Annotated in this window: 23 protein-coding genes; 9 read left to right on the forward strand and 14 right to left on the reverse strand. The window is 69.3% G+C overall.

Features of this window, described 5'->3' with window-relative positions; all coding sequences use genetic code 11:
• Window position 1: 1 nt before the first annotated feature.
• The 5 genes from AC1DWP_RS03700 to AC1DWP_RS03720 form a co-directional block, all read right to left on the reverse strand.
• Entirely contained in the window at window positions 2–691 is a 690-nt protein-coding gene (locus AC1DWP_RS03700; RefSeq protein WP_477613091.1) for a hypothetical protein, read from the reverse strand.
• Between the two features lie 118 nt (window positions 692–809).
• Window positions 810–3,521 carry a winged helix-turn-helix domain-containing protein gene (locus AC1DWP_RS03705; protein ID WP_477613092.1) on the reverse strand — a complete coding sequence of 904 codons (2,712 nt, stop codon included), beginning with the start codon at window positions 3,519–3,521 and terminating at the stop codon, window positions 810–812.
• An 89-nt stretch (window positions 3,522–3,610) separates the two neighbouring features.
• Entirely contained in the window at window positions 3,611–5,005 is a 1,395-nt protein-coding gene (locus AC1DWP_RS03710; protein ID WP_477613093.1) for a glycoside hydrolase family 3 N-terminal domain-containing protein, read from the reverse strand.
• Window positions 5,006–5,112: 107 nt separating this feature from the next.
• A complete protein-coding gene (locus AC1DWP_RS03715; RefSeq protein WP_477613094.1) occupies window positions 5,113–5,505 on the reverse strand; it encodes a hypothetical protein in 393 nt (130 codons plus the stop codon).
• A 98-nt stretch (window positions 5,506–5,603) separates the two neighbouring features.
• On the reverse strand, window positions 5,604–6,425 hold the full coding sequence (locus AC1DWP_RS03720) for a COG4705 family protein (protein WP_477613095.1): 822 nt from the start codon (window positions 6,423–6,425) through the stop codon (window positions 5,604–5,606).
• 197 nt (window positions 6,426–6,622) lie between these two features.
• On the opposite strand from AC1DWP_RS03720, the gene AC1DWP_RS03725 reads away from it, so the two are divergent.
• Entirely contained in the window at window positions 6,623–6,931 is a 309-nt protein-coding gene (locus AC1DWP_RS03725; RefSeq protein WP_477613096.1) for a hypothetical protein, read from the forward strand.
• A 54-nt stretch (window positions 6,932–6,985) separates the two neighbouring features.
• On the opposite strand, the gene AC1DWP_RS03730 is transcribed toward AC1DWP_RS03725, so the two are convergent.
• Both AC1DWP_RS03730 and AC1DWP_RS03735 read right to left on the reverse strand, forming a co-directional pair.
• The gene (locus tag AC1DWP_RS03730; protein WP_477613097.1) at window positions 6,986–7,636 is read right to left on the reverse strand and encodes a hypothetical protein; all 651 of its coding nucleotides are present in this window, start codon (window positions 7,634–7,636) and stop codon (window positions 6,986–6,988) included.
• Window positions 7,637–7,859: 223 nt separating this feature from the next.
• Window positions 7,860–8,171: a PepSY domain-containing protein gene (locus tag AC1DWP_RS03735; RefSeq protein WP_477613098.1), complete on the reverse strand. Its 312-nt coding sequence runs from the start codon at window positions 8,169–8,171 to the stop codon at window positions 7,860–7,862.
• Between the two features lie 86 nt (window positions 8,172–8,257).
• Between AC1DWP_RS03735 and AC1DWP_RS03740 the strand changes: the two genes are divergently transcribed.
• On the forward strand, window positions 8,258–8,956 hold the full coding sequence (locus tag AC1DWP_RS03740) for a response regulator transcription factor (protein ID WP_477613099.1): 699 nt from the start codon (window positions 8,258–8,260) through the stop codon (window positions 8,954–8,956).
• Between the two features lie 5 nt (window positions 8,957–8,961).
• The gene (locus tag AC1DWP_RS03745; RefSeq protein WP_477613100.1) at window positions 8,962–10,317 is read left to right on the forward strand and encodes a sensor histidine kinase; all 1,356 of its coding nucleotides are present in this window, start codon (window positions 8,962–8,964) and stop codon (window positions 10,315–10,317) included.
• A gap of 13 nt (window positions 10,318–10,330) precedes the next feature.
• Here AC1DWP_RS03745 and AC1DWP_RS03750 read toward each other — a convergent pair whose 3' ends face one another.
• The gene (locus tag AC1DWP_RS03750) at window positions 10,331–11,260 is read right to left on the reverse strand and encodes an anti-sigma factor RsbA family regulatory protein (RefSeq protein ID WP_477613101.1); all 930 of its coding nucleotides are present in this window, start codon (window positions 11,258–11,260) and stop codon (window positions 10,331–10,333) included.
• A gap of 374 nt (window positions 11,261–11,634) precedes the next feature.
• On the opposite strand from AC1DWP_RS03750, the gene AC1DWP_RS03755 reads away from it, so the two are divergent.
• Window positions 11,635–12,312, forward strand: a complete 678-nt coding sequence (locus AC1DWP_RS03755; RefSeq protein ID WP_477613102.1) for a DUF4386 family protein — start codon at window positions 11,635–11,637, stop codon at window positions 12,310–12,312.
• A 56-nt stretch (window positions 12,313–12,368) separates the two neighbouring features.
• Here the strand turns inward: AC1DWP_RS03755 and AC1DWP_RS03760 are convergent, their stop codons facing one another.
• From AC1DWP_RS03760 to AC1DWP_RS03770, 3 genes are all read right to left on the reverse strand, one after another.
• On the reverse strand, window positions 12,369–13,742 hold the full coding sequence (locus tag AC1DWP_RS03760; protein ID WP_477613103.1) for an FAD-binding oxidoreductase: 1,374 nt from the start codon (window positions 13,740–13,742) through the stop codon (window positions 12,369–12,371).
• A gap of 91 nt (window positions 13,743–13,833) precedes the next feature.
• Window positions 13,834–15,249 (reverse strand): FAD-binding oxidoreductase, encoded by a 1,416-nt coding sequence (locus AC1DWP_RS03765; RefSeq protein ID WP_477613104.1) that lies wholly within the window; start codon window positions 15,247–15,249, stop codon window positions 13,834–13,836.
• 73 nt (window positions 15,250–15,322) lie between these two features.
• Window positions 15,323–18,952: a BTAD domain-containing putative transcriptional regulator gene (locus tag AC1DWP_RS03770; RefSeq protein WP_477613105.1), complete on the reverse strand. Its 3,630-nt coding sequence runs from the start codon at window positions 18,950–18,952 to the stop codon at window positions 15,323–15,325.
• 247 nt (window positions 18,953–19,199) lie between these two features.
• Between AC1DWP_RS03770 and AC1DWP_RS03775 the strand changes: the two genes are divergently transcribed.
• Window positions 19,200–19,340, forward strand: coding sequence for a hypothetical protein (locus AC1DWP_RS03775; RefSeq protein WP_477613106.1), 141 nt, complete (start codon window positions 19,200–19,202; stop codon window positions 19,338–19,340).
• On the opposite strand, the gene AC1DWP_RS03780 is transcribed toward AC1DWP_RS03775, so the two are convergent.
• From AC1DWP_RS03780 to AC1DWP_RS03790, 3 genes are all read right to left on the reverse strand, one after another.
• Entirely contained in the window at window positions 19,301–19,996 is a 696-nt protein-coding gene (locus AC1DWP_RS03780; RefSeq protein ID WP_477613107.1) for a hypothetical protein, read from the reverse strand. The two genes, AC1DWP_RS03775 and AC1DWP_RS03780, sit on opposite strands and share 40 nt — an antisense overlap.
• A 112-nt stretch (window positions 19,997–20,108) precedes the next feature.
• Window positions 20,109–20,654, reverse strand: coding sequence for an RNA polymerase sigma factor (locus AC1DWP_RS03785; protein ID WP_477613108.1), 546 nt, complete (start codon window positions 20,652–20,654; stop codon window positions 20,109–20,111).
• 7 nt (window positions 20,655–20,661) lie between these two features.
• On the reverse strand, window positions 20,662–21,288 hold the full coding sequence (locus AC1DWP_RS03790; RefSeq protein ID WP_477613109.1) for a hypothetical protein: 627 nt from the start codon (window positions 21,286–21,288) through the stop codon (window positions 20,662–20,664).
• Window positions 21,289–21,675: 387 nt separating this feature from the next.
• Between AC1DWP_RS03790 and AC1DWP_RS03795 the strand changes: the two genes are divergently transcribed.
• The 4 genes from AC1DWP_RS03795 to AC1DWP_RS03810 all read left to right on the forward strand — a co-directional run bounded on the left by AC1DWP_RS03795 (window position 21,676) and on the right by AC1DWP_RS03810 (window position 25,290).
• On the forward strand, window positions 21,676–22,068 hold the full coding sequence (locus AC1DWP_RS03795) for a hypothetical protein (protein ID WP_477613110.1): 393 nt from the start codon (window positions 21,676–21,678) through the stop codon (window positions 22,066–22,068).
• Window positions 22,069–22,236: 168 nt separating this feature from the next.
• Complete coding sequence (locus AC1DWP_RS03800) at window positions 22,237–22,920, forward strand: hypothetical protein (RefSeq protein WP_477613111.1); 684 nt, start codon at window positions 22,237–22,239, stop codon at window positions 22,918–22,920.
• Between the two features lie 96 nt (window positions 22,921–23,016).
• Complete coding sequence (locus AC1DWP_RS03805; protein ID WP_477613112.1) at window positions 23,017–23,355, forward strand: hypothetical protein; 339 nt, start codon at window positions 23,017–23,019, stop codon at window positions 23,353–23,355.
• A 528-nt stretch (window positions 23,356–23,883) separates the two neighbouring features.
• Entirely contained in the window at window positions 23,884–25,290 is a 1,407-nt protein-coding gene (locus AC1DWP_RS03810; protein WP_477613113.1) for an alkaline phosphatase PhoX, read from the forward strand.
• Window positions 25,291–25,401: the final 111 nt, after the last annotated feature.

The following is a 25,401-nucleotide window of genomic DNA, read 5'->3' on the forward strand; positions in this document are numbered from 1 at the left end:
CTCACTTGGCGCCGGCCAGGTCGTGCTGCGCGGTGGCAGAGCCGGGCGCGAACTGCGCGGTGCGGGTGCGTCCCTCGCTCCACAGGGAGTAGCCGAGGCCGACCATGGCGACGCCGATCGGAAGGGCGAAGAGCCTGAAGTTGACGTCCGGCACCAGGGGGATGGCGATCGTGGCGACGGCTCCGGCAGCGAGCACCACTGCCGCCCATCGGGCGAGGACGTTGGCCCGGAAGAGAGCGACGCCGAACAGGAAGCCACCACCCAGGTAGGTCAGGGCGTTCACCAGGTTGAGGGGCTGCATGAGGCCGATGTCGCCGGTCGCGTGGCCGGCCGTCGCCACCGCGAGGACGTCGGTGACGTAGCCAGGTGAGGTGACGGCGATCGACGGGAAGACGACCAGACCGACCACTTCGATGCTCAGCATGATGAGGTAGCCGACGGCGAAGAGGAGGTACCCGACCAGCCCCAGCACTCGCGTCTGCTTCACCTGGCGCAGGTACATGCCGGTGATGCCGGCCAGTGAGAGAACGGCCATCACCACCTTCATCCCCTGCCGGACCTTCCATTCGGTGGTGGTGACGAAGGCGACGTCCAAGGGAGGGTGCTTGATCTGGACGGCGATGAAGAGCAGACCGGCGACCACGGCGCACAGGCCTGCCGCGCGGGTGAGCTTGGTGGTGGTGATGGTCATGACCGACTCCTGGTTCGAGGTCCTCGGCGAGGCGCCGTGGGGGTAGTTCGAAGGTAGGTAGCCGGACGGTGAGCGGGCGTCACCCAACGATGTGACCGACGGGGTGATTTGCCGGGCGCTACAACAGGCCGCGCTCGCGGGCGGTGCGCACCGCAGCGCGGCGACTGGTCACGTCGAGCTTGGTGAAGATGTGCTTCGTGTGGGTGCGCAACGTGTTGTGGGACACGAAGAGCTCGCGGGCGATCTCAGGTCCGGTCAGCTCGCTGTCCAGCAGTCGCAGCACCTGCAGCTCGCGGTCGCTCAGCGCGACCGACCCACCCGCCTGCGGCCCTGCGTCCTCGAGTCCTCCAGCCCCCCGGGAGATCCGGTGCGCGAGCAGCCGACGTGCCTGGTGACCCGCGTCGACGTCCAGCTCGGCTGCGCGCAGCAGCTCCGTCATCGCTGGGCCCTCGTCGAGGAAGAGGCTGACCCAGACCTCGGGTTCGGGGGCTTGGGCCCATGCCTGGGCCAGCGACTTCACTGCGTCGTCGCGGCGCCCCAGGGCGTCCTGTGCCAGGGCTGTCAGCATCCGGATCTCGAGGAGGCTTCCGTGCCGACCAGAGGTCTGGGCAGCGTCGCCCAGTCGCGTCACAAGGCTCAACGCCCCCTCCAGCGCATCCGCATGCGGATGCTCCCTGTGCTGCGCGATCACCAAGCGCACCAACGTGAGGTGGTCGAACTCGCTCAGGTACCGGGCTTCGTCGTCGATGGTGACACCTCGTCCAGCCGCCCACTCGACCACCGGTGCCAGGGTGCCCTGACTGACCCAGACCCGGGCCTTCATCGCCGCGATGGGCCGCACCTCGGGGAAGAACCCCGGCCGGTAGAGGTCCGCGGCCCGGTCGAGCAGGGCAAGGGCCTCGTGCGAGTCCCCCTCGGCCGCGGCAACCCGGCTCCGGGCCACGAACCACCGGAAGCGGCTCTCGTTCACGGGTACACGTTCGCCGAGGGCGGCGGCGGCCTCGAGGTGTCGGGCGGCCCCGTCGAGGTCCCCCGCCTCGTAGTCGATCTCGCTGAGGCCGACGTGCAGGTCCGCGGCTGCCCGCGCCACGTTCTCTCCATGCGCCTCCGTGACCTGCATTGCCTGCTCGTAGAGCCGTCGCGCCTCATGTGGTCGACCGGCGGCGAGACACAGGTCGGCGAGCACCACCGTGCTGCTGAGCTCGTCGACCAGGTTGCCCGCCGCGTGCAGACTGGCCACTGCGTCGGTGAAGGTCTCCAACGCACCCACCACGTCACCGTTCGCCCACGCGGCAAGCCCGAGGAACCCGGCTGCGCCGCCGCGGGCAAGGTGGTCGTCGGGGCCTGCCAGCTCGAGGGCGCGCCGTGCGTGGGCCACCGTGCCGGTGACGTCGCCCAGCGCCTGCGCCAGGGAGGCCCGGTGGACGGCGATGGTGGCCGGCAGGGTGCGCAGCTCGTCCGTGTCAGCCCACGGCCGGGTGGACCCGTCCTGACCGGTGGCGAGCGCCCGTTCCGCGTCGTCGAATCGCTCCTCGACGGCGCCGAGGTCACCGGAGACCATCAGCATGTAGGCATAGAAGACACTCAGCACCGGGCTGCTCCGGACGGCCGAGTCGGGCAGCGCCCTGAGCCAGCCGAGCAGCACGGCTTCGCGACGATGGCGTCGGATCGAGGGAACCGACAGCTCCATGAGGTGTGCCGCGTGGTCGAAGTCCCGGGCCTCGAGGGCGTGCCTGACCGCGTCCTCGATGAGGCCCTGGTGCTCGAACCAGCCGCTGGCGCGCTGGTGCAGCATCGGGACGAGCTGGGGTTGCTCGGCAAGCAGTCGCGCCCTCAGCACGTCCGCGAACAGGTGGTGGTAGCGGTACCACTCCCGCCGGTCGTCCAGCGGAACGAGGAACAGGTTCCCCCGCTCGAGCGCCTCCAGGGTCCCGTTGCCGTCGTCACGGCCGGTGAGGGCGTCGCACAGCGGGCCGGCGAGCCGGTCTAGCACGGCGGTCTGCAGGAGGAAATCGCGGACCTGCTCGGGTTGGTGCGCCAACACCTCTTCGACCAGGTAGTCGACGAGGTAGCGGTCATTGCCCGCGAACCGGGCGATGAACCCCCCGACATCGGACCGGCCCCGCAGAGACAGGGCCGCGAGCTGGAGGGCGGCGATCCATCCCTCGGTCCGCTCCTCGAGCGCTGCGACTTCCCCTGCCGTGAGGTCCAGGCCCGCGGAAGAGTTGAGGTATGCCGTGGCCTCCTCCGGCGTGAAGCGAAGGTCTGCGGCACGGATCTCGACCAGCTCTCCCCGCACCCGCCAGCGTGGCAGCGGCAGGTCCGGGTCGGCGCGGGTGCTCAGCAGGACGTGGACGTTAGTCGGCAGGTGCTCCAGGAAGAACCTCATCCCCTCGCGCACGTCCGGGTCGACGACGACGTGGTAGTCGTCCAGGACCAGCCACACCTCCCCGGGTGCCGCGGCCAGCTCGTTCACCAGCGGGGTCAGCACGGCTCCCACCGACACGGGCGCGGACGCGATGCGTTCCAGCGCGCCAGCACCGACGCCGGTCACCGCCGCCTGCAACGCCGTCACCACGTAGGTCCAGAACGAGGCGGCCTCGTTGTCTGCGCTGTCGAGGGAGACCCACGCGACTGCGTGCCCTGCGCTTCCTCTCTGACGGACCCACTCCGAAACCAGCGTCGTCTTGCCGAAGCCGGCCGGGGCGGAGACCAGGGTGAGCCTCGCCTGCCCTCCCGCGTCGAGGAGCTCGTGCAGCCGTGCGCGGCCCACCAGGCCCTGTCGCGGCCTGGGAACGTACAGCTTGGTCCCGATCAGCGGACGTGCCACACGCATCCCCGTTCAACGGTGCGCCACAGGTCCGTGGCGTTGCCCGGCCAACGCTAACGCGCTGGGCCCCGGGCGGTGCCCACGGGCGGTCAGAGCTGGGTGTTGAGGTACGCCTGCAGGCCGTTCACGGTCCGGGCGTTCCAGGTCCTGGCACCGTCCCGCGCGATCCCGAGGTAGGACTGCAACGCAGCCATCGACTTCGGACCCCACTGGCCGTCGACCGCCGTTCCGATCCGGGCCTGGAGAGCCCTGACGGTCGCGGAGCCGAGCGTGCCGGTGACCGTCACTCCGAGCCATCGCTGAAGGGCGGAGAGCGTCGCCGGCCTGAGGCTGCCGTCCACGACGAGGCGCGTCCCGAGCAGCCCGTCGTTGGCCTTCGCCAGCAGGACCCGGTATGCCGCCGCGTTGACCTTGGCACGGAACACCGGGTCGCTCGCCGCCTTGGCGCTCACGGCAGAGACCATCGCCGGCAGGACGGTGGAGTTGACGGTGAGGACGATGTCGCCGCCCGCCGCGATGAAGCTCGTGGCGCGCGTGCCGGGAGACCAGCCCGCGACCTGCTTGGCGTTGCCCAGGTCGTCGCTCATGACGACCCCCGTGAAGCCGAGGTCTCCTCGGACCATCCCCCCGATGACCGTGGGCGAGAAGGCTGCCGGGTGGGCCGAGTCGATCCTCGAATACACGGCGAGGGACACCATGACCATGCGCGCACCGGCGGCGATGGCCGAGCGAAACGGAGCCAGGTCGCCCGTGGTTCGGGTGGTGACCCTGTCGGTCACCCCGGCTGTGGTGTCGGTGTTCTCAGTCACGTGACCGAGGCCGGGAAAGTGCTTGGCAGTGACGGCCAGGCCGACACTCCGTTCGCCCCGGACGACGTCGCTGCCCTTGGCGGCGACCACCCCTGGTGTGTAACCGAATTCGCGGAAGTAGCTGCCGATGGGGATGTTCCGCGTGCCAAGGCTTGCCGGGACCGTGTCCATGACCGGGGCCAGGTTCAGGTTCACGCCTGCGCGGGACAGCTGCCGCCCCCACGATCTCGCGTCAGCCGTGAGGGTCGAATCTGCCCAAGTGCCCTGCGTCAGCGCGGTCGGGATGCGCGTGAAGCCGGGGCCCTGGAGCACCTGGACCTGACCGCCCTCCTGGTCTGCGGACACGTAGAGCGGAACCCCCGCCGTTGCCGCGGCGGTCGTCAGCCGGTCCGCGCTGGCCGCGAGGTACCGCACCGGTGCCGCACCGGCATACGTGCGTCCGGTGAGGATGAGGTTGCCCACGTGCCGTGTGGAAATCGCTGAAGCCGCGGCGGCAGACAACCCGGTCGCCGGGGTGCCGACCATGAAGAGCTGCCCGATCCGTTGCGCCTCGGTCATCCTGGTGAAGGCCGCCTGCGCGAGGCTGGCGGGCGTCGCGGCGGCGCCTGCGGTGGCCCCTGTCGTCGTCGTGGCCGTCAGGGCGCTCGCCAGCGCCAGCGTCAGCGCGCCCACCACCGAAGTCCTTCTGGTCAGTCGCCCGCGTTCCATACCCTGAAGACGAACGACGGTGGCAACGGGTTGTCGCCCTCACCGCAGCCGTTCTGTGCCCGGGGGCAGTCCGGTCATGACAGCTCCGTCACCGGAATGCCGAAGCGCCTCAGGCGTCGTGCCAGGTCTGAGTGCAGCCACGACCTGGACCCATGTGCAGGCAGCGCGAGCACGATCTCGTCGACGGGTTCGCTGAGGACGGTCTCCTCGATGGCCTCGACCGGATCGTGACGGACGGACACCGAACCGATGACCCTGGCGCCCGCGACAGCCTCGAGCGCCGGCAACGACTCCAGCAGGACGCACTCGGCCTCGAACGCCTTGTCGTGACGCTCCGGGCGCAGCAGGTTGACCTCCGCGCGTGCCGGGTTCAGCACCACGAGCCGAAACTGGACGTCGCCCCTGGCCGCCCGCGCGGCAACGGCGCGCAGCACCGCGGGCGAGGGTTTGGCACTGTCAGTGACCACCAAGACCCTCGCCCGCCGTCGCTCCACGGTCATTCCTGTCAACCAGCCCTGTCGGTGCAGGCCTGTCGGTGCAGCCCTGTCGGTTCAGCCCCGTCGGTTCAGCCCCGTCGGTCGCCCACCGCGGCGGCTTCGAGCTCGGCGCGAACGGCCGTCCGCTCGATGCGGTCCTTGTGGGTGACGCTGAGGTAGACCACGACGGCGAGGATGGTTCCAAGGAACAGGACGCTCGTGCCCAGGGTGCCCAGCCCCGCGCCGCCCTCATCTCGGCCAGAGGCCAGGAAGTCACCGATGTTCGCGCCCAACGGACGGGTCAGGATGTAGGCCAGCCAGAAGCACAGCACCGGCCCGGCTCCGAGCTTCCACGCCCCGAACACAGCCGCGATCAGCCCCAGCGGCAGCAGGACCGAGGGTCCGGCCGACCAGCCGGTCAGCTCCAGGGTCCAGTCGCCGGCGGCGGTGCCCAGCGCGAAGGTCACGAGAACGGTGAGCCAGTAGAAGGCCTCACGGGGGGTCGTGACGATGGAGTGGATGGAGAGGGTGCGCTCCCGGGCGTACCAGATCGCGAAGACCACGCCGAGGACCACGGCGAACACCGTCGTGCTGATCCACAGTGGGACGCCGACCCCGTCGGTGAGGTTGTCCGTCAGGAGGGTCCCCACGACGCTGATGAGCACCACTGCCAGCCAGTAGACCGAAGGCACGTACTGGCGGAGCCGGAACTGCGCGACGAGTACGGCGATGAGCGCGACGGAGAAGACCAGGGTCGTCCTGCCCAGGCCGAAGCCGAGGGTCTCGTTGATGTAGTCCGCGAAGCTCTCCCCGACCGTGGTGCACAGGATCTTGATGATCCAGAAGTACACCGTGACCTCGGGGACCTTGTTGAGCATGGCACGGCGTTGGTCTGTTGCAAGCGTCGTCATGGGGTGAACCGTGCCAGTGGCCCCCTGAGCAGACCCTGAGGCCCAGTCGCCCGTACTTGGTGAGGACCACGCCTTCGGACGCGCATCCGTCGGCGAAACTCCCGCCGAATTCTGCTGCGGACGATGCTTCGACGATGGAGGATCGAGGTTGGGCGGGCGCCGACCGGTGCCGACCTGAAACCCTCGAAGGAGTAGTCGTGTCGAAGTACATGGTCTTCTACAACACCACCAGCGCCATGCGCGCTCAGATGGCTGACATCCCACCCGACCAGGCAGCGGCCGGGATGCAGGAATGGATGAGCTGGGGCGAGCGCGTCGGGGACAAGCTCGTCGACATGGGGTCGCCCTTGGTGAACGAGGGCGACGCCGACGTGCAGGTGTCGGGCTACTCGGTCATCGACGCCGACTCGCAAGAGCAGCTGGACGGGCTCCTCGAAGGACACCCGCACTCCGCAGCAGGCGGGACGATCTCGACGCAGAAGTTCATGGAGATCCCCGGCATGTGACCGGGACGCGGGGGCGGGCCGAACGGCAGGTCCCCGCGTCAGCCTTCCTGCCGGTCAGCCGTAGACCTGTCCGAGCGGGACGGTTCCGGCGGCCTTGGCCACCTGCGCCGACACCGTCGACCTCTGCCTGAGTACTTCCCGACCTCCCCCACCGGAAACCCCCAGCGTCATGACCGGCCCGACGCCTTTCGCGTAGAACTTGTACTCGAGGACGTCGGGTTGAATGGTGATGGTGTCGCGGGTCAGCAGCACGGCACCGAACTTGCCCGCCGGCACCTCGGCGAACTCGCTGACGCTGAGGACCTGGCCGTTGTCCTCGGCCTGCCCCTTGAAGAACTCCTGCCGGTACTTCATCCCGACCTCGGGCCTGCCGGGCATCACCACCCCAGCCAGCGCACCGTCGACCCCTGCTTCGAAGGACCCCTCTCTGGAGGCGACCTTGCCGTCCTCGAACTCCGCAGTGTCCTCGCCCAGGTACCAGATGGTGCCGTCCCGATGCTGTGCGTAGTAGTCGAACGTGTCCTCCACGAGCCCCTCCTTGGCGGTGACCGTGTCGCGCACCACCCGCGCGGTGACACCGTTCGCCACGGTGCGCGTGAGGCTGGTGACGGTCACGGCGACCGTGAGGGCGCGACCCTCGTCGTCGACCTCGTCGTAGGTCCACCGAGTGCCTGGTTCCATCGGCCAGTAGGGGTTGTCGATCACCGTCGTGAATTCTGACGGCTGCATCGAGACGATCTGGCCACCCTGAGGCAGCGTGACCGACGCGGGCCCGGCGGAACCCGTGGACCCGGTCGATCCCGTGGACCCTGTGGACCGGCCGGACCCTGTGGATCCGGAGCATCCTCCCGCGGCGAGAGACAATGCAGCGACGGTGGCGACTGCAGCCGCCACGGACCGCGCCCGGATGGTCGGGAGTGTGCGCTGGTTACCCGTTCTCGCGGTCTGTCCTGCTACCCACGACGTGGAACTGCTCGTCGAGCTGGACATCCACCTGGGTGCCATCGCCCAAGGTGACCTCCACCTCATACAGGCTCTCCTCATCGCCCACCTCCGTCTCGGTCACGCGGCCACCACCGGTCTCGGTGAGAGCGGCCTGGCTCGCCTGCCGGAGGGCCCCACCGGTGATGGGCCGGTCCGCAGCCTTGTCGTCCCCGCCGGTTGCGACGGCGGCGCCGGCACCGAGAACGGCCACCAGGCCAAGGGTTCCGACGAGGGCAATCGCCCGCCGCTTCGTCATCCGAACATCCATGTCGGGTCTCCTTCCGGTTCTCCCAGGCTAGGTCGGCGAGATGAGGTGGCGATGAGCTCTCATCGGGGTCTCACGTGGCTGCCTACCATGGAGGAGTGCACCTGCTGCTCGTGGAGGACGAGCCGAAGATGGCCCAGCTGCTCCGGCGGGGGCTGGGCGAGAACGGCCACGTCGTCGAGGTGACGCGGACGGGCGGGGCGGCGGTCGACGCAGCCGTCTCCGGTGAGTTCGACGCCGTGCTCCTGGACGTGATGCTGCCCGACATCGACGGCTTCGAGGTGTGCCGTCGACTGCGCCGCGCCAACAACTGGGCACCGGTCCTGATGCTGACCGCGCGGACCGCGGTGCGTGATCGCATCCGCGGCCTGGACGTGGGAGCCGACGACTACCTGACCAAGCCTTTCGCCCTGGTGGAGCTGCTGGCGCGCTTGCGCGCGCTCGCGCGGCGAGGACCAGTGCCGCGCCCCACCCAGCTCGTCGTGGGTGACCTCACGCTCGACCCGGCGACGCGACAGGTATGCCGTGGAGGCGAGTCCGTCCTACTCTCCTCGCGCGAGTTCGCCCTCCTCGAGGCCTTCATGCGCCGACCGGGGCGCGTGCTCACCCGGGACCAGCTTCGTGACCTCGTCTGGGATGTCGCACACGACGGTCACTCCAACGTCGTCGATGTCTACGTCCGGTACCTGCGCCAGAAGATCGACCGCCCGTTCGGCCACGCGTCCCTGCAGACGGTCCGAGGCGTGGGATACCGGCTGGACCGCTCGGGACGATGAAGGCCGTGAGCCGCCTGCCCATCCGCATCCGGGTGGCGGCCTCCTTCGCCGTTGCGACCGCGTTCGCCCTCGCGGCTCTCGGCACGTTCGTCTACGTTCGCGTGGACGACACCCTGACGCAGCAGAGCCGTGGGGCGATGGCCACCCAGCTGGACGCGCTCGCTCGCGTCCCGTGGCCTGGTCGCGCCCAGGCCGCCACCTCCATGACGGGTGAGTTCTTCGCGCAGATCGCGACGCCGGAAGGACGGTTGGTGGCCTCCTCACCGCAAGTATCGGGTGCTGTGTTGAGCGCAGCCGATGCTGCGCACTCGACCAGCATCGACCGGGAAATCGACCGCCCTGTCCGAGTCGTCGGCGAGGAGGACCCGGAGGGGAGCCTGCTTCTCGTGCGCCGGGTCTCGGACCAGGTTCTGGTCGTCGGCACCTCGCAGGCCCAGACCGAGGACGCCCTGGGCGGGATCCAGTCACAGCTCCTGGTCGGTGGACCGTTGGCGCTCATCCTCGCGTCGGGCCTGGGATACCTGGTGGCGGGTTCGGCCCTGCGTCCCGTCGAGCGCATGCGACGCAGGGCGGCCGAGATCTCCTCGACCTCCGCAGGCTCGAGGCTGCCGCTGCCGGCCGCCCACGACGAGATCCACCGACTCGGCTCGACCCTGAACGGCATGCTCGACCGGCTCGACGCCGCAGTGCGGCAGCAGCGCCACTTCGTCGCGGAGGCCAGCCACGAACTGCGCACACCACTGTCGCTCCTGCGCGTCGAACTCGACCTTGCGCTGTCGCGGCCACGCTCTCGCGACGAGCTCGTCACAGCCCTCATCTCAGCGAACGAAGAGGTGTCGCGGCTCACCGCACTCTCCGAGGGTCTGCTCACCGTAGCCGCGACAGACAGCTCGCCGCTGTCGCTCGAGTTGTCCGACGTGGACCTCGGCGAGCTGGTGCGCGACGTGGCAAAACGCTTCTCGACGCGGGCAGCCGCAGAGGGACGACGCATCGAGGTGCATGCCGATGGGTCGCTGACGATCTGTGGAGATGCTGTCCGACTCGAGCAGGCATTGGGCAACCTCGTCGACAACGCGCTCAGGCACGGCGGCACGGACGTGTGCCTCGATGCCTCGGGCGAGCCGCACCGGGTGACCATCAAGGTGAGCGACAGTGGTCCCGGCATTGCCGAGGACCTGCGGATGCGTGCCTTTGATCCGTTCAGCAGGGACGCCACGTCGCGGCCAGGCCGAGGGCATGGCCTTGGCCTGGCCATCGTCGACGCCATCGTCACGGCACACGGGGGCACGACCACCATCAGCCCGCGGTCCGAAGGGGCCGGGACCGTCGTCACGGCGACGCTGCCCACCGCTCCCTCCTGACGGACGAACGCCCTCAGAGCCAGGTGTGGATCCGGACCGTCGTGCCGCCCTCGCCGGAGCGGACCTGGACGAGGTCGCACAGCTGGTTGGCGATCCACAGACCGCGTCCGTGCTGCTCCCCCCACGGCGGCAGGCGTCGTCCGATCATCGGGTCGGCGATGTGGCCAGGGCCGCGCACCTCGCAGACCAGTGCCTCGTCCTCCTCCCAGATGCGCAGCTCGCTCGCACCATGGCCGTACAAGGCACTGTTGAGGGCGACTTCGTGCACAGCGAGGGCAAGGTCGTCGATGCGCTCGTCGGTCAGGCCCACCGAGGAGGCACACGCCCGGACGTCGGCGCGGACCGCAGCGAGGTCATCGCTACCGAAGACTCGGTGGGAAACCGCGACCTCGACGGCTCGGAGGTCGGTCTCGAACATCGTCACGACGTGGTGGGCTCCGCCGTAGGTGGTGCTCCCACGATGCGTCTCGATGTCGACGACGACCGGGTGGGAGCGGTGAGCCTCTGCCAGCACCTCATCCGGAAGCGTGCCCATGTCATAGGGGCACATCAGCCACAACGGGGTGTCCGTGTCGACGGCCATGTTGAGCAGCGCCTCGTGCATCTGGCACTCGGCGAGCTCGGCGAGCCTGCGGCCGTGCCAGATCGGCTCACCGATGCCCCGCACCGGTTGCCCCGGGTGCGCGTCGGTGAAGCGCTGCCACGCCGGAATGATGCGCGCCGGGTTCGCCCCGAGCTGAACCATGTCGTAGAACTCGACCTGGTCCGCCTGGACACCGAGGGCGTCGCGCAGAAGCTCGATGTGAGAGCGGACGACCGCGACCATGACCGGCTGGCACGCGTCGATGCCCTGCGTGACGAAGGGGACCGTCCCAGCCAGGAACTGGTCGTCACCCGACCAGAAGAACGCCTCGTGCCGGTACCCGTTGTGGGTCCGACGCAAGCCATCCGCGCTGCGTTCAGCACCCGCACCCTCGACCGGGGTGTCGACTTGGTCTGTTCCCTGCGGCGACGTAGCCGCTCCCTTCGAAAGGGCCCGCCGCTGATCGCAGCAGACAAGCGTATGCAACGTCTCACCTGAGGTTACGCCCGAATCACCTCCTGGGACCCAGCCCGAGCAGCCCATTCGTAGTCGGGTGCGCTGCAGCGCTGGTTCCGGCCACAAGCGGGCCATGGGCGACACCGCGGTGGTCACCGCATGATGAGGGTCCAATGGGGTCATTGACGGTCGGCCGGCCCGGGAGGACCCTCAGAGCTGAGGGGCCGATCGGGGGCACCGTCATGATCAAGGTGTTGCGTCTGTCAAGGGTCGGGGGCGTGTGCGCCCTCGCGCTGGTGGCCTGCTTCCTCGTGGGCGGCGTCTCCATGGCCTCCAGCGGGGTCGAGGTCCTGATTCCCGAGACCGGAGAGCCTGGCCTCCAGTGGATCGCGGACGTCGACGCGGCCGGCGGACTCTTCTACGTCGGAGCCTGGCTCATCATCCTCATGGGCTTCCTCGGCATCGTTGCCTGGGTGGGGTTCTACGACGTCCTGCGGGACGCCGGCAGGGTCATGCTGCTCGGACCCGTCCTCGGAGCCGTTGGGCTGACGTTGGTCACCGTGTCGCACCTTCTGCCCATCTCGATGGCGTACGAGCTGGTTCCGGCCTACTCCGACGCCGACGCGGCGTCGCAGGCAACGCTGGCAGCCACTTTCGACACCTTCGCGGCGACCGCCCTCGTCACCAACAGCGCAGGAAACTTCCTGGGCTGGGGAGTGGTGGTGCCACTGTTCTCCGCGGCGATCCTGACGACGCGCGCCCTGCCCCGATGGATCGGATGGCTGGGCATCCTGGTCGGGGTGCTCGCCGGATGGCTGGGGCTCCTCGCGCCCGTGTCGAGCGTCTTCGAAGGCATCTCCAGCATCGGATTCATCGCATTCTTCGTGTTCATGGCCAGCATGGGCGTCGCCATCCTGCGTCAGCGCACCACCATTACGTCGACCGCCTCCAGCTGAGCGCAGCGACAGGACAGACTCGTGGCCCCCTGGCTCGGGGGCCACGACGACACCTGTCAGCTCAGCACACCACCGATGGCCATCACCCCGGCTGGGTCGTAGGACCGGATCGCCCTTCGCAGCCGCGCGATCGTCACCTCGTCGTAGGCGTCGGCGTACTCCTCGGGGGTGAAGGTGAAGTTCGGCAGCCGATAGCCGCCGGTCCACGGACGCATCGCCGCCAGGATCGCCGCCGCGTGGTCCTGCACTCCGGGGATCTCAGCGATCCCGACGATCAGGAGCGAGTAGGCAACCTCACGCGACGCGAAGGCACTGGGGTGCTCGCCACCCCGGGCGATCGCACCGCCCATCTGGCGCACCTCGACGAGCACCTGCGGCGAGGCCGCACCAGTTCCCGTCAGTTCAAGCAGAGCGTCGACGGCATCCTGAGGGAACTCCGTGAGGACGGCCGCCGCCTCGTACGCCGGTGTGGGGTCCAGTGGGTCCGTGTGCACGGAGTCGATTGCGGTGTATGGCTTGTGGGCCACATCGTCGAGGATCACCGGAGCCGCATCACGCATCGCAGCGAAGCGGCGCTCTCCCTCCTCGGCATCGCCGGTCCACACGTAGCGCACGGACAAGGAGAGACGGTCGGCGAGCTGCGGGGGGACGCCTGGCATGTCCGGCAGCTGGAACAACGCGAAGGAGGTGGTGCCCAGCTCAGGGAGGCCGTCAGACCAGTCCCGCCACCGCTCGATCACTGACGGAGCATCCCCGCCGTCGAACCACAGCGAGCCGCCGTAGAACATCGGCTGGTGCACGAGGTCGAACTCGATCGCCGTGACGATGCCCAGCATCCCCTTGCCGCCTCGAAGGGCAAAGAACAGTTCAGGGTGGTCCGTGGGCGTGACCCGGCGCAGGACGCCGTCGCCAGTCACGACCTCGATGGCGCGAACCTTGTCGATCGCCAGCCCGTAGGTCCGCGCCATCGGCCCGAGGCCACCGCCCGTGGTGTAGCCGACGATGCCCACGTCGGTGATGGAGCCGGACAGCGGCGCAAGTCCATGGGGCGCGGCGGCTTCGACGACGCGGAGCCACTTCACGCCGGCGCCGACCCGCGCCCAGCCCTCGGGGTGGACGACGACCTCGTCCAGTCGCTTGGTCGTGACGAGCAGCTCGGTGACGAGCTCGGCCATCGGGCCGTGTCCGGTGGCCTGTGGTGTCACGCGCAGGCCGTTGCGTGCCGCGAAGCGGACCGCCTCGACGACGTCCCGGTCGGTCTCCGCGGCCAGGACGGCTGCTGGCCTGACAGGGACCGCCACGTTCCACGGCGAGACGAGGGCGTCGTACTCCTCGTCTCCGGGGACGGCGACGATTCCCTGCGTCCGTGCGCTCAGCTCTGCGAAGGGCACAGGGCGTTCGAGCGCGGCGGGCGATTCGGCGATGGTCATGATTCCTCCGGGTCTTTCGGTGTGGTGGTGGAGCACCACCGTGAACCCGGTGCCTTGAGACGAACTTGGCGTCCGCTTGAGGCGGCGTCCCTCAGCCGGGCTGGGAGCCTGGGCGAGGCGAGACGAACAGCCCCTCGGGGTCCGCCGCCCCCCTGATGTCGACGAGTCGCCGCCACGAGTTGGCCGGCCAGCCGCGCTGTTCGTCGACGTCCGCGTCAGCCATCAGCAGGTATGCCGAGCCCGTCGCCCACGGCTGGAGGGCCTCCGTCACGCGGCTCGCGTCCTCGCGCACCGCCGCCCACCCCGCTCCCTGGTCGAGGCCGACACAGAGGACCAGGACCGAGCCGTCCATGCGGTCCAGCGCCCCCGCACGCGACGCCGTCCGACCCACCGCTCCCCCGAGCTGGCGCAGCTCGACGAAGAGCAGGTCCGACCCCGACCCGTGGCCCGCCGTCGCAACCAGCGCCTCGACGGCTCGCTCGGGCAGCGCGTCGAGCAGGACGCTGTTGGCGTAGACGGCAGTCGGCGCGAGCGGATCGAGCTGGAGCTGTGCCACCGAGGCTGCTGGACACTCGCTGAAGGTGTCGATCTCCGCGTCGAGGGCGCGCAGCGGGGCGAGCACCTGCGTGGCCGCTTCGCGCCCCTCAAGGACGACGGCGTCGATCATCACGAGCGTGCGTCCGCGGACGTCGGCGGGAAGCCACGGCAGGTCGGGCGCCTGGAAGAGCCGCGCGACACTGGTCACCGTGTCCGGCGCCTCCGCGGCCCACGAGCCCCACGCCGTGAGCACTCGCTGGGCGTGGGTCCAGTCCCAGGCGAGCAGGCCGGCATACACCGTGCTCACGGGAAGCAGGTCGAACTCGAGCGCGGTAACGACACCGAAGCCGCCACCTCCGCCGCGTGCCGCCCACAGGAGGTCACTGTCGACCTCGTCCGTCGCTCGCACGAACGTGCCGTCTGCCGTCACCAGCTCGACAGCTGTGATCGCGCTGCACTGGAGCCCGTGCTGGCGGGCGTACCAGCTCAGGCCGCCCCCGAGCGACGACCCGACGACACCGACGCCGGGGCTCGACGTGTGCAGTGCTGCGAGGTCGACGCGGCCGGCTCGCTCCACGACGTCGCCCCAGAGCACGCCGGCACCGACCCGCGCGGTGCGTCGGCCGGCGTCGACGCGGAGCTCGGTCATGGCGGTGGTTCGCAAGAGGACGGCGTCACCGAGGTGGCCGGCGAGCGGAGGTGCGCCATGGCCGGTGCCCTGGGGTGCGACCTTGAGGCCCGCCGACGCGGCCGCGCGCAGCACCGTTGCCACCTCTTGGGGAAACGCCGGATAGGCCACGGCAGCAGGGTGGGAGTCAGCCTGGAGGTTCCACGGCATACGTGCCTCGTCGTATGCCGCGTCCCCGCGCAGGTGCACCGCGCCACCGCACAGGCCTCGCAGGAGCTCCGCTCCGGACGGAGAGCGGGACGGTGCGGGGGACGCGGACTCGGGCACCACGGGATTCCTCACGATCGGGGCGTACCAGCATGACAAGGACGACTTGAGGGCAACTTGAGCCGGGACCCTGAGGCTCGTCGACGGATCATCGCCGGGCTCCCTGCACTGACTCGAGCACGGCTCGCACCGTCCCGGGTGTCAGGAACAGCCGCTGGGCGACCTCGTTGACGTCGAGCCCCGACGCGACCAGGTCCGTGACACGCCGCTGGCGGCTCGTGATCCCCACGGGGACGTCATCCACCTCGGCGGCGCTCTCTCCCCTCTCGACGAGAGCCGAGACAGCGTCACGGACAACCCCTGCGGCCCCACAGGCGCGGGCAGTTGCGAGTGCGGCCTTCAGGAGGGGCACCGCCTCCTCGTGGGCGACCGCCTGACATCGTCCGAGAGCGAGCTGTGCGCGAGCCTCTTCCAAGACCGAGGAGGTCCCCGAGAGCACCTCGACTGCCTCTCGGAGGTGCTCGGCCCCGTCAGCCCGTCGCAGGTCACCCAGGAGTCGCAGGGACGGGCCGAGGGCTGTCGGCGCACCCCAGCGGCGCAGGAGGTCGACCTCCTCCTGAGCCAGGACCATCGCCTCGTCGCGGCGCCCGAGGGCATGGAGGGCCCGTGCCGCGAGCCCACGCCACGGACCCCAGGCCGGGTTGGCGACCGGAGGGCTGTCGGCCGAGGCGGCCAGCTCGCCGAGGGCATCGGATGGTCGGCCCTGCTCGAGGAGCAGTCGAGCCGTGGCTTCTCGCATCAGCCTTCCGCCCTCACCTACCCAGGGGAGTCGGCGTGCGTCTTCCAGACTCGACGCGGCCGCGTCCAGGTCGCCGAGGTCGGTCAGGACCCCGAGGGTGAAGGCCGCGGCATACGTCGACGTGGCCTCGGAGATCCCCCAGACGCGCTGCTGCTCGACGGCATCGGTCAGCGACTGCACCGCGTCGTCGAGCTGGCCGCGACGCCACTGGGCGAAGCCTCGCCACAGGTTCACCGAGAGTGCGGCGAACAGTCCGCCCGTCGCGTGAGCTCGGGCGAGGGCACGGTCCCAGAAGTCCCCCAGCTCGTCGTCTGCCAGCATCAGGACGTTGGCGGCCACGATCCAGAGCAGTCCGTTGTCGACCGCCAGGAGGCGGTCCTCGTCGAGGGCGAAGCGGGCCAGCCGGACCGCACCCGCCCTGTCCTCGCCCTCACGCAGCAGCTCGTAGGACAGGGTCGCGGCAAGCATCCGGGCACCGTCGCCCTCCCCTGACACCTCAGGGACAGGTCCTGCTCGGTAGGCGTCAGCGGGGAGCCCGTGCATGAAGCCGGTGATGCGCTGCAGCGCGAGCAGTCCCTGCCGCTCGTCGTCGAGCCGGTCAGGAAGGGCTGCGCTCGCTGCGCGCGCGAACGAGGTGGCGACCCCGGGTGGGGAGACGAACACGTGGGTACGGGCGATGTCCATTGCCAGGAGCGCGCGCTCGTGCGGCTCGTCCAGGGCGGTGTACGCATCGCACAGGTGCGACACACCGGCGGGACCATCGACCTGGGTTTCGACGCGTCCGAGCTCGACGAGCACGGCGGCACGATCGGGTCCGGACACCGGCTCCTCCAGCGCCCGCCTGAGCAGCCCGACAGCTGCATCGGCGGCACCCCGCGAGATCGCCGTGCCGGCCGCGCTCCGCAACAGCTGCACGGTTGCGGCGCTGCCTCGATGCGGTGCCCGCAGCAGGTGGACCGCCACCTGCTCGGGTGTCGCGCCCAGCGTCCGGAGGACTTGCGCGGCACGGTCGTGGTGCAACGCACGCTCGCCGGCTGGGAGGTCGTCGTAGATCGCGTCACGCACCAACGGATGGACGAAGGTCAGGTGCCCGTCATCGGTGAGGATCTCGCTCCGGCTCAGGGTGTCCAGGGCAGCCGCTACCTCGTCCTCGGGCAGCTGGGCCAACGCGGCCACGGTCGGCAGGCCAGCGGCCTCGCCCAGCACGGCAACGGCACGCGCAGAGGCCGTCACCGTGGGAGGCATCCTGCGCAGCCGCAAGGTCACCAGAGCGGAGACCGCACGAGAGCCGACTGCCCGGACCGTGTCGACGTGGGAGACATCGGGCCGGACCCCCTCGTCCGCCAGGGCGCGCAGCAGCTGGCGCAGCAGCAGTGGGTTGCCCGAGGTCATGCGGTGGCATGCCTCGACGAAGGGGTCGGCGCCTTCGCCCAGCCGCGCCCGGACGAGGGTGGCAGCCGCTTCCGGGGAAAGCGGTGAGGGCCGGAGCACGGTGACCGACGAGTCCAGGGCGAGGTCCGCCAAGAGCGCGTCGTCAGGATGCTGTTCGCCCGTGCGCATGGCCAGGACGACGAGGACAGGGAGCCCTTCGAGCCGCTTGACGAGGTACGCGAGGTAGCGGAGCGAAGCGCTGTCGCACCACTGGATGTCATCGACGCAGATCACCACCGGCCCTTCGTTGGCAAGGTTCACGGTGAGCCAGTAGAGGCCGTGGAGGACGGCGAAGCTGCCGTTGTTCGCGGTCTCGTCTCCTGCCACCTCGTCGAAGACCGGCTTCGCAACCGAGGCGGCGCCGGCGAGCAGCCGGTCGCGTGCCCCGGGGTCGCCGGTGCAGGGATCGAACAGCTGGCGCACCGCACCGAAGCCAAAGGATCGCTCGAGCTGGCTGCCCCGGGCAGAGAGCACGCGGAGGCCCGCCGACGTCGCGAGACGCACTGCCTCGACGAGGAGCCGTGACTTGCCGATGCCGGCCGGGCCCTCGACGAGCACGCAACCGGGTCTGGCGTCGGCCACCTCGTCCACCATCCGCCGCAAGGACGCGAGCTCCCGTGCTCTGTCGACGAGGTCGGACGTTGAACCCGTGTCAGGGGACGTCTCCCGCACGCCCAGCTCCCCCGCGGGCTGCTCTCTGACACTCCGGTCCCCCGGGCGCTGCTCCTCTGGGGGCTGCTCCCCCCCATGGAGCTCGACCCCGATCCTCGGCACCGGTCCGTCAAGGGCCGGAGACTGGGCGAGCACCTCGGCCTCGAGCGCTCGAAGCGCGGGCCCCGGGTCCACGCCCAGCTCCTCGGCCAGGGTCTGGCGTGCCCTGCGCAACGCCGCCAAGGCCCCCGCCTGCCGCTGGGCGCGGTAGAGAGCAAGCGCCAGGAGTCGCCAGCGCTCCTCCCTGAGGGGGTCCTCGGCGACCAGTGCCTCGAGCTCACCGATGACGACGGCGGCGTCTCCCAGCTGCAGTCTGGTCTCGAGCCGCCGCTCGCGCGCCACGGCATACAACTCGGTGAGGCGCAGGGCTTCGGCTTCGACCCAGGGCTCGCCCAGGTACTCGGCATACGCCGGACCGCGCCACAGCCGGAGGGCGTCGTCCAGCGAGCGCATCGCCTCGGCCGGCGCGAGCCCTGCCGCGGAGTCCAGGGCTCGTTCGAAGCACCACGCGTCGACGGAGCCGGGCGCGAGCCGCAGGACGTAGCCGGCCGCTTCACTGGCGATGACGCCGTCGCGCTGCCGGGCCACGGCCTCGGGCTGGAGGCAGCGCCGGAGGTGACTGACGTAGGACTGGAGTGCTCCAGCCGGGTTCGAAGGTGGGTTGTCCCCCCAGACGCAACGCGTGAGTCGCTCGGCTGAGACGACCTGGTCTCGCCAGATCACCAGCGCGGCGAGGACGGCGCGCTGGCGCCGCCCACCGAGGTCCACGACCACGCCGTCGCGCGTGGCCGCGAGCTCGCCGAGCACTCGGAGTCGCACCGTCGTCCCGCGCTCCACCCCGCTCCCCAGTCTGCTCCGTCACGCAGGCGGCGACCGCCCGAAAGGGCGAGGTCCAGCGCACCCTTCAAGCCACCTCAGGACCGGCTCAAGGGTCCCGCGGGAGGATGGTCTCGGCAACCCCCATCTGCCCAGACCCCGACCAGACCCCGACACCAAGCCCCAACACCAGGCCCCGGCAACAAGCCCCGACGACGCACTGGGCGGCACGGTGGAGCTCCAGGTCCACGGAGACGAGGGCGAGAAGGTGACCATCCTGGACGTTGGCCGAGCCACCCTGGAGATCTCCAACCCCCGGCAGGTGGACATGATCGACCTGCAGGTCACCGTGTTCGAGGAACGGGGCGGTCAGTCGGTCAATTCGAGCCAGGCGTCGTTCGGTGCGTAGTCCCACTCCGTGACCAGCCTGTTCTCGGTCACGGACGCGTACGCGTAGAAACCCGTTGCGTTGGGAAAGACACAGGCTTTGTCTGCACCTGTCAAGAAGAAGATGCTCACGTCTCGCCGGGACTCGTTCGCCGGCTCGCTGGGATGGAAGAAGTCGAACGGAAAGCCGTAGGGCCCGCCGACCCGCTCGTCGGTGACGCCGGTCGTCAGGTTCTTGACCCACACTCGCAGCTGCCCGGGTTTCGGGGCGTCGGTATTGATACCGATCTGGCAGTCAGCGGCTCCATCACGATCGGTGTCGAAGACGAAGCCGTGTTCGATCACGCGGCTCGCGGGGTCAAGGGTTGACGCCAAGGGCGGTGTCTCCCGGAGCTTGATCCCCCAGGACAATGAATGCGAAGGGTCTCCCGAGTTGACCTCGCGGATGTCAATCCCACCATAGGTGGAATCTGCTTCATCGATCTGGGACTGCCTCGCAGTGACCCGCCTCGAGGTGTCCGGGCGAAGCGGGGTCCAGTGCTTCGCCAGCGCATCCCCGGTGGGCCGGGGGATCGGGTCCTTGGCCGGCTGCGGAGCGGTGCGATCGAGCCCGCCCACGAAAGACGTTCCGAGCATGGCCAGGACGAGGAGCGCGCAGGCAGCGGCAGCGGAGATCACGGTGCGGGTCCGGTGTCGCTGGGCCCCGCGCTGCTCGATGGCCGAGAAGTCGGGCGGCTGTGCAGCCTGGGCCGCAGCGCGGGACATGTCAGAGCGCAGGAGCCGGTCGAGGTCAGGCATGGGGCGCCTCCTCCTGACGGGGGTCGGGAAGGTCGGCGAGCAGCAGGGCGAGTGCAGCGCGTCCCCGGCGCAGCCGGGTCTTCACGGTGCTGACGGGGACGCCGGTGGCCTCGGCGACCGCCTGGACAGGGAGGTCGGCCAGGTAGTGCAGCGCGATGGCCTCCCTCTGGATGGCGGGCAGCGTCCGGAGGGCAGCCATGAGCGCCAACCGGTCGTCCTCCATCACTGGGTGTCGCGCGACCTGCGCTCGCTCGCGGTCGCCGAGCAGCCTGCGTCGGTGCGCACGGGTGCGGCTGACGTTGACGGCGACCGTGCGCAGCCACGCCTCCGGGTTGTCCAGACGGGCGAAGGTGCGTCGGTGCTGCACCGCGCGTGCAAAGGCCTCGGCGACGACTTCCTCCGCCTCGGTGAGGTCGCGGCACACGCCATACAGCTGACCCACCAGGCGCCGGTACGACGCCTCGAACACCACGCGCACGCGGTCGGACTCACTGTGGACCTCGTGGGCCACGAGTGGTTCTCCAGTCCCCGCACTCATGGTGGATCTACCCCTCGATGCGGATCGAGTCGAGGGCGGCCTTCAGGTCGGCCTGGTCTGTGTCGGACATACCTGGGCCCGTCTCGACCAGGAACACCTGCCGGCTGCCGTGCACCTCGACGACGTGCACGCTCACGCGTTGGCCGGGAAGGAGCACGAAGTACTTGTCCGCACGCCTGCTCTTCCAGACCTGAAGACCCATGACGTCGTCCTGGGCCAAGCGACACTTCGCCAGGTCAAGGCTCTGTGGGATCTCGAGCTCGATCCGCGTGGCGGGGTAGCCCGCCAAGGTGCCGGTCACAGGGCCCTCCTTGGTCGGGCCGGGCTGCTCCATCAGCGCCGTGACGAGGTCCCCGACACCGGAGCCGACGGCCATGGGGACACCTTCGCCCTGACACGGGTCGGTGAAGATCTCGTCGACCACGACGGCATAGAACCCGAACTCGTTGTCCTGGTCGGCGTGCTTGCTGAAGATGTGGCCGTACTGCACCGCCCAGCCGTCCCGGAACGTCACCGTGTAGTCCGCAACCGACCACGGCGAGGCCGGAATTCGGTAGGTGCCTGGCTCGATGGCCAGGTGCGCAACGGAGGACCGGCCGCTCGTCGTGGTGTCGCTGGCCCACGTCGGAATCACGGGCTGCGGGGCCCCGTCAGTGGCATCCCCCGCGCACCCTGCCAAAGCCCCCACCACCATCAGCCCAGCCGCCACGACCCGGTGAGGTGCCGGGACATTCACCCCCCGCTGGATCATGCCTCTCATGACCAAACGACCCACGAGCGGCCGGAAAGGTTTCACACCAGCGACGATCCCACCCCGCTCGCGGACAAAGGAAGTGCGTCCCTGGTGAGCATTCACCGGGCCGACTTCGAAGTGAGGGCGCCTGGCTCATGATCCCTGCCGGGTCGGTCGGGGACATGCGCGGGGTCCTCCTCGCGCGTAGCGTTAGCTGGGCGTGGCGATGCTGAACCCGGGCCGGGTGCCAACCCCGTCCCGTCCGCCGCCGGACAAGATCCATCGGCGATGGAATGGCTCCTGCACTCGCACCTGCCGGCCCGGACGGGAAAAGGTGACATGACCGGTACGCCGCCGAGAAACTCCACACGTCACGTCCGACGTGCAGCTCTCCTCCTTGCACTGGCGATCTTTCCGTATGTCTTGGCAACAGCCATAGAGCGTGGCTTGGTCCCCGAGTCGCCTGTGACCCGCCGGATGTTTGACAGCGACTTCATGCTGCTCGGGATCTGCGTCACACTTGGTCTGGCCATTGCCGCGTGGCGCTCTTCGCTCGCCGCCATGAATGCTCGCCCGACCGGAAGCGTCGCTTCTCCGATGTCGTCGGTCGCGTTTCTCCTGTCGGTCCTTGTCACCATCGCCACCGCGCTTCTGGCCGTCGGACTGGTCATCCTGAACTAAGGCCATGGCGGCGGCGATGGCCCGGATGCCGACGTGGTCCTCCAGTCCACAGCCGTAGCCCAGCGCACGACGACCACGGGCCCTGAGGCTGACGACACCTGCTGAGGGGTGGCGAGATGGTGAGAGGCCAACACCATTGCAGGACAGTGAAGACCCGTAGGAGATGCCATGAAGCAGGTGCGCAGTCGGACCCATCGGCGTTCGGCGAAAGGCGCATTCGCCACAGCACTGACCCTCAGTGCCGCAATGGGCGTTGGCGCCACGCCAGCAGATGCCGCGACCACCGTCCGGGTCCGATCGGTCGTCCGCACACAGGTCGCCGTGTCGCAGGCGTCCGGGGCCATCGTCAGCATCGTCCATGTGTGCCCTCTCGGGTCTGATCTCGACCGTCCGATGACGAAGTCGCTGATTGCCAGAACACCGCCTGGCTACCGCCTGTTGAGCCGCGAGCTGTGGCCTCGCGGCATGGTCACGCGGTGGCGCCAGACCGGGCCGATGTCTCAGGTCGACAACCCGCCACTGCCACAGCAGACCGTCGCCTGCGTGCGGAGCGTGCAGGCCGGGGCTGCACGGAGTACTGCCAACATCAGTGTCACCATGCGGCTCTGGGGCCCTGCACCAGCGAAGGCCGAGGTGTCTTCCTGGCACGATCCGTCCGGCACCTGGGGCGGTCGAGCAGCCAAGAGCACCATCACAGTTCGCGATTTCACCTCACGGCGCCTGGTGTACGCCGACGCCGGAAGTGACTTTCCCGACGAGGCGTTCGGTTACGGCTTCATCGACGGCCCCTATCCCGCCGGCAAGTTCGCGGAGCTGAAGCTCTACCTATCGGTTACCACCCGGCGGCCCTGAAGAAGGATCCATCATGTCCTACTCACAGCGGGAGACCCCGCCCGCAGACCAGCGACCACCCGCACCCACCGGGATAGTCGGAGGGTGGTTCAGCTCATGACCAGAAGTGGATTCTCGCTCAGCCCGAGTGTCGCTCGATCGGCGGCGGCAATAGCCGCGATCGCCACGGTTGCCACCATTGCGTTCTGGTCCGTCGCCATCATGGACGTTCACACCGCATTCTCGGAGTGGCTGTTCACCAACCACCTGGGACTGGCGATCGCCCTCACGGTGGGCATGGCGGCAGTGGCCTCCGGCTTGGCACTGATTGCCCTGCAGGTGTCTGATCTCGCGCCGACGTCGAAGGCGCAAGCGAAGTTCGCGCTCCGCTGCGTCGGCCTCGCTGTCCTGATCTCCGCCGGCCTGTTCCTGATCACCCGTGGGCAGGGGGGATGACGTCACAAGCCTCAACCCCGCTCCCAGAGATGGACCACGACCCGGGCGTCGTGCATCCCCTGCGTCCGGGCCGTGGTGTCGCCGACGCCTCGTGGGGCCCCCTGCTGGACCCAGCGCCTCGACCACGGGTACCTACCCAAGCGGTAAAGGGCAGAAACGTGACCGGGTCCCAGATGCGGTCCCACCTGCGTTGAGCCCAAAGAACGGACAGTTGCCGTCATTTACGGGTGTTTGACAGCGAATCCCCGCCCCAGCTCCACACAGCCACACCCGGCCGTACTGGCGATTCATGCTCAACCATGGGCCCCAACCTTCCCCCTAGGACTTCGCTACTGCTCAATCAACGAGCCGACAGACCGTCGGTTACGTCACGGTCGCGAGAAGGCGCTGCAGGCACGGCGCATGACCGCCCAGGTCGACGCGGCTCGGAAAGGGGCTCAACTCACCGGTGTTCCAGTTGCAGACACCCTTCCCCGGCGGTCTGATGGGAAGGATCTACCCGTCAGGATCCCTCCCTGAGGAGCACCAATGCCCAACTCCGTATCCAGGCGTACCTTCCTCGGCGGTTCCGCCGCGACGCTCGGCTTCGCATTTGCCGGCGCTGGCAGCCTCGACCCCTTCCTCAGCTCGGCCGCGGCAGCCACCCGCACCAGCGCCGGCTACGGCCCCCTGTACCCGGCAGGCCCCCTGCTCTCCCTCCCCAAGGGCTTCTCCTACAAGGTGATCGGGCAGTCTGGTGTCGCCGGCGCCAGCGGGTTCGTCCACCCCGGAGATCCTGACGCCATGGGCTGTTTCGCCCGCCCGGATGGCGGCTCGGTAGTCGTGTCGAACCACGAACTGGCCGGCTCGGACCGGCACGCGGTCCCACACGTCGACGGCCTCGTCTACGACGACGGTGGCATCGGTGGAACCTCCACGATCGTGCTCGACGCCGACAACAACGTGATCGAGCAGTACACATCCGTGTCCGGCACCTGGAACAACTGTGCTGGCGGCGTCACACCGTGGGGCACCTGGCTCACCTGCGAGGAGACGGAAGCCAGGACCGGCGGCACCCTCACCAAGGACCACGGCTACGTCTTCGAAGTCGACCCGACCAGCCAAGCCGCCAACATCCACAGGTCCCCGCTCCCCCTGAAGTTCCTCGGCAGGTTCGCCCACGAGGCAGCAGCGGTCGACCCAGCGACAAGCAGCATCTACCTCACGGAGGATGCCGGCGGACCGAACGGACTGTACTTCCGCTGGACCCCACCCACCGGCTTCACGCCAGGGAAGGGCGCCCTTCACGCCCTCGCCGCAGACGGCGCCGTCGAGGTCGGCACGCTCGAGGCAATGAAGTGCTTCGACGAGGACGGCAACCACGTGCCCGACCTGTCGATCGCCACCACGGTCAACACGGTCTACACCGTCACATGGGTGACTGTGCCGGATCGCGACGCCCGGAGCACCTCGGTCCGCAAGCAGTTCACCAACAACCAGATCACCCGGTCGCGCAAGCTCGAGGGCCAGTGGTGGGGCGACGGCGGCGCCTACTTCGTCGCCAGCTTCGCCCGTCACTCGGACGGCTCGACCAACGAGCACGACGGCCAGGTCTGGTTCTACGACCCCGCTAAGTCGCGGATCGTGCTCAAGACGATCTTCGGGGTCAACACGGACCCGGCCACCGGCGACTCCAGCTTTGACGGGCCCGACAACATCACCGTCTCACCACACGGCGGCCTGATCCTCGCCGAGGACGGCGAGGGCCGCTCGCACCTCGTCGGCGTGACGGAACAGGGCAAGGCCTACCCGCTCGCCCTGAACCTCGCGAACGAGAGCGAGTTCGCTGGCCCGGTGTTCAACGCATCTGGCAGCACGCTGTTCGCGAACATCCAGGCGCCGGGCTACACGCTGGCAATCACCGGACCATGGGGCCGGCCTTCAAACGCCAGTTAGGCCCCTCGGGGGGGCCCAACGGGTCAAGGACTTTCGCTCCGTCCGCGCACGTCCCTGAGCGTCATCCTTAGCACGAGCCACTCCCCCACCGTCCACGATGTCAGCCTTGGT

It is taken from the genome of Pedococcus sp. P2_F6 (genome assembly GCF_056403675.1).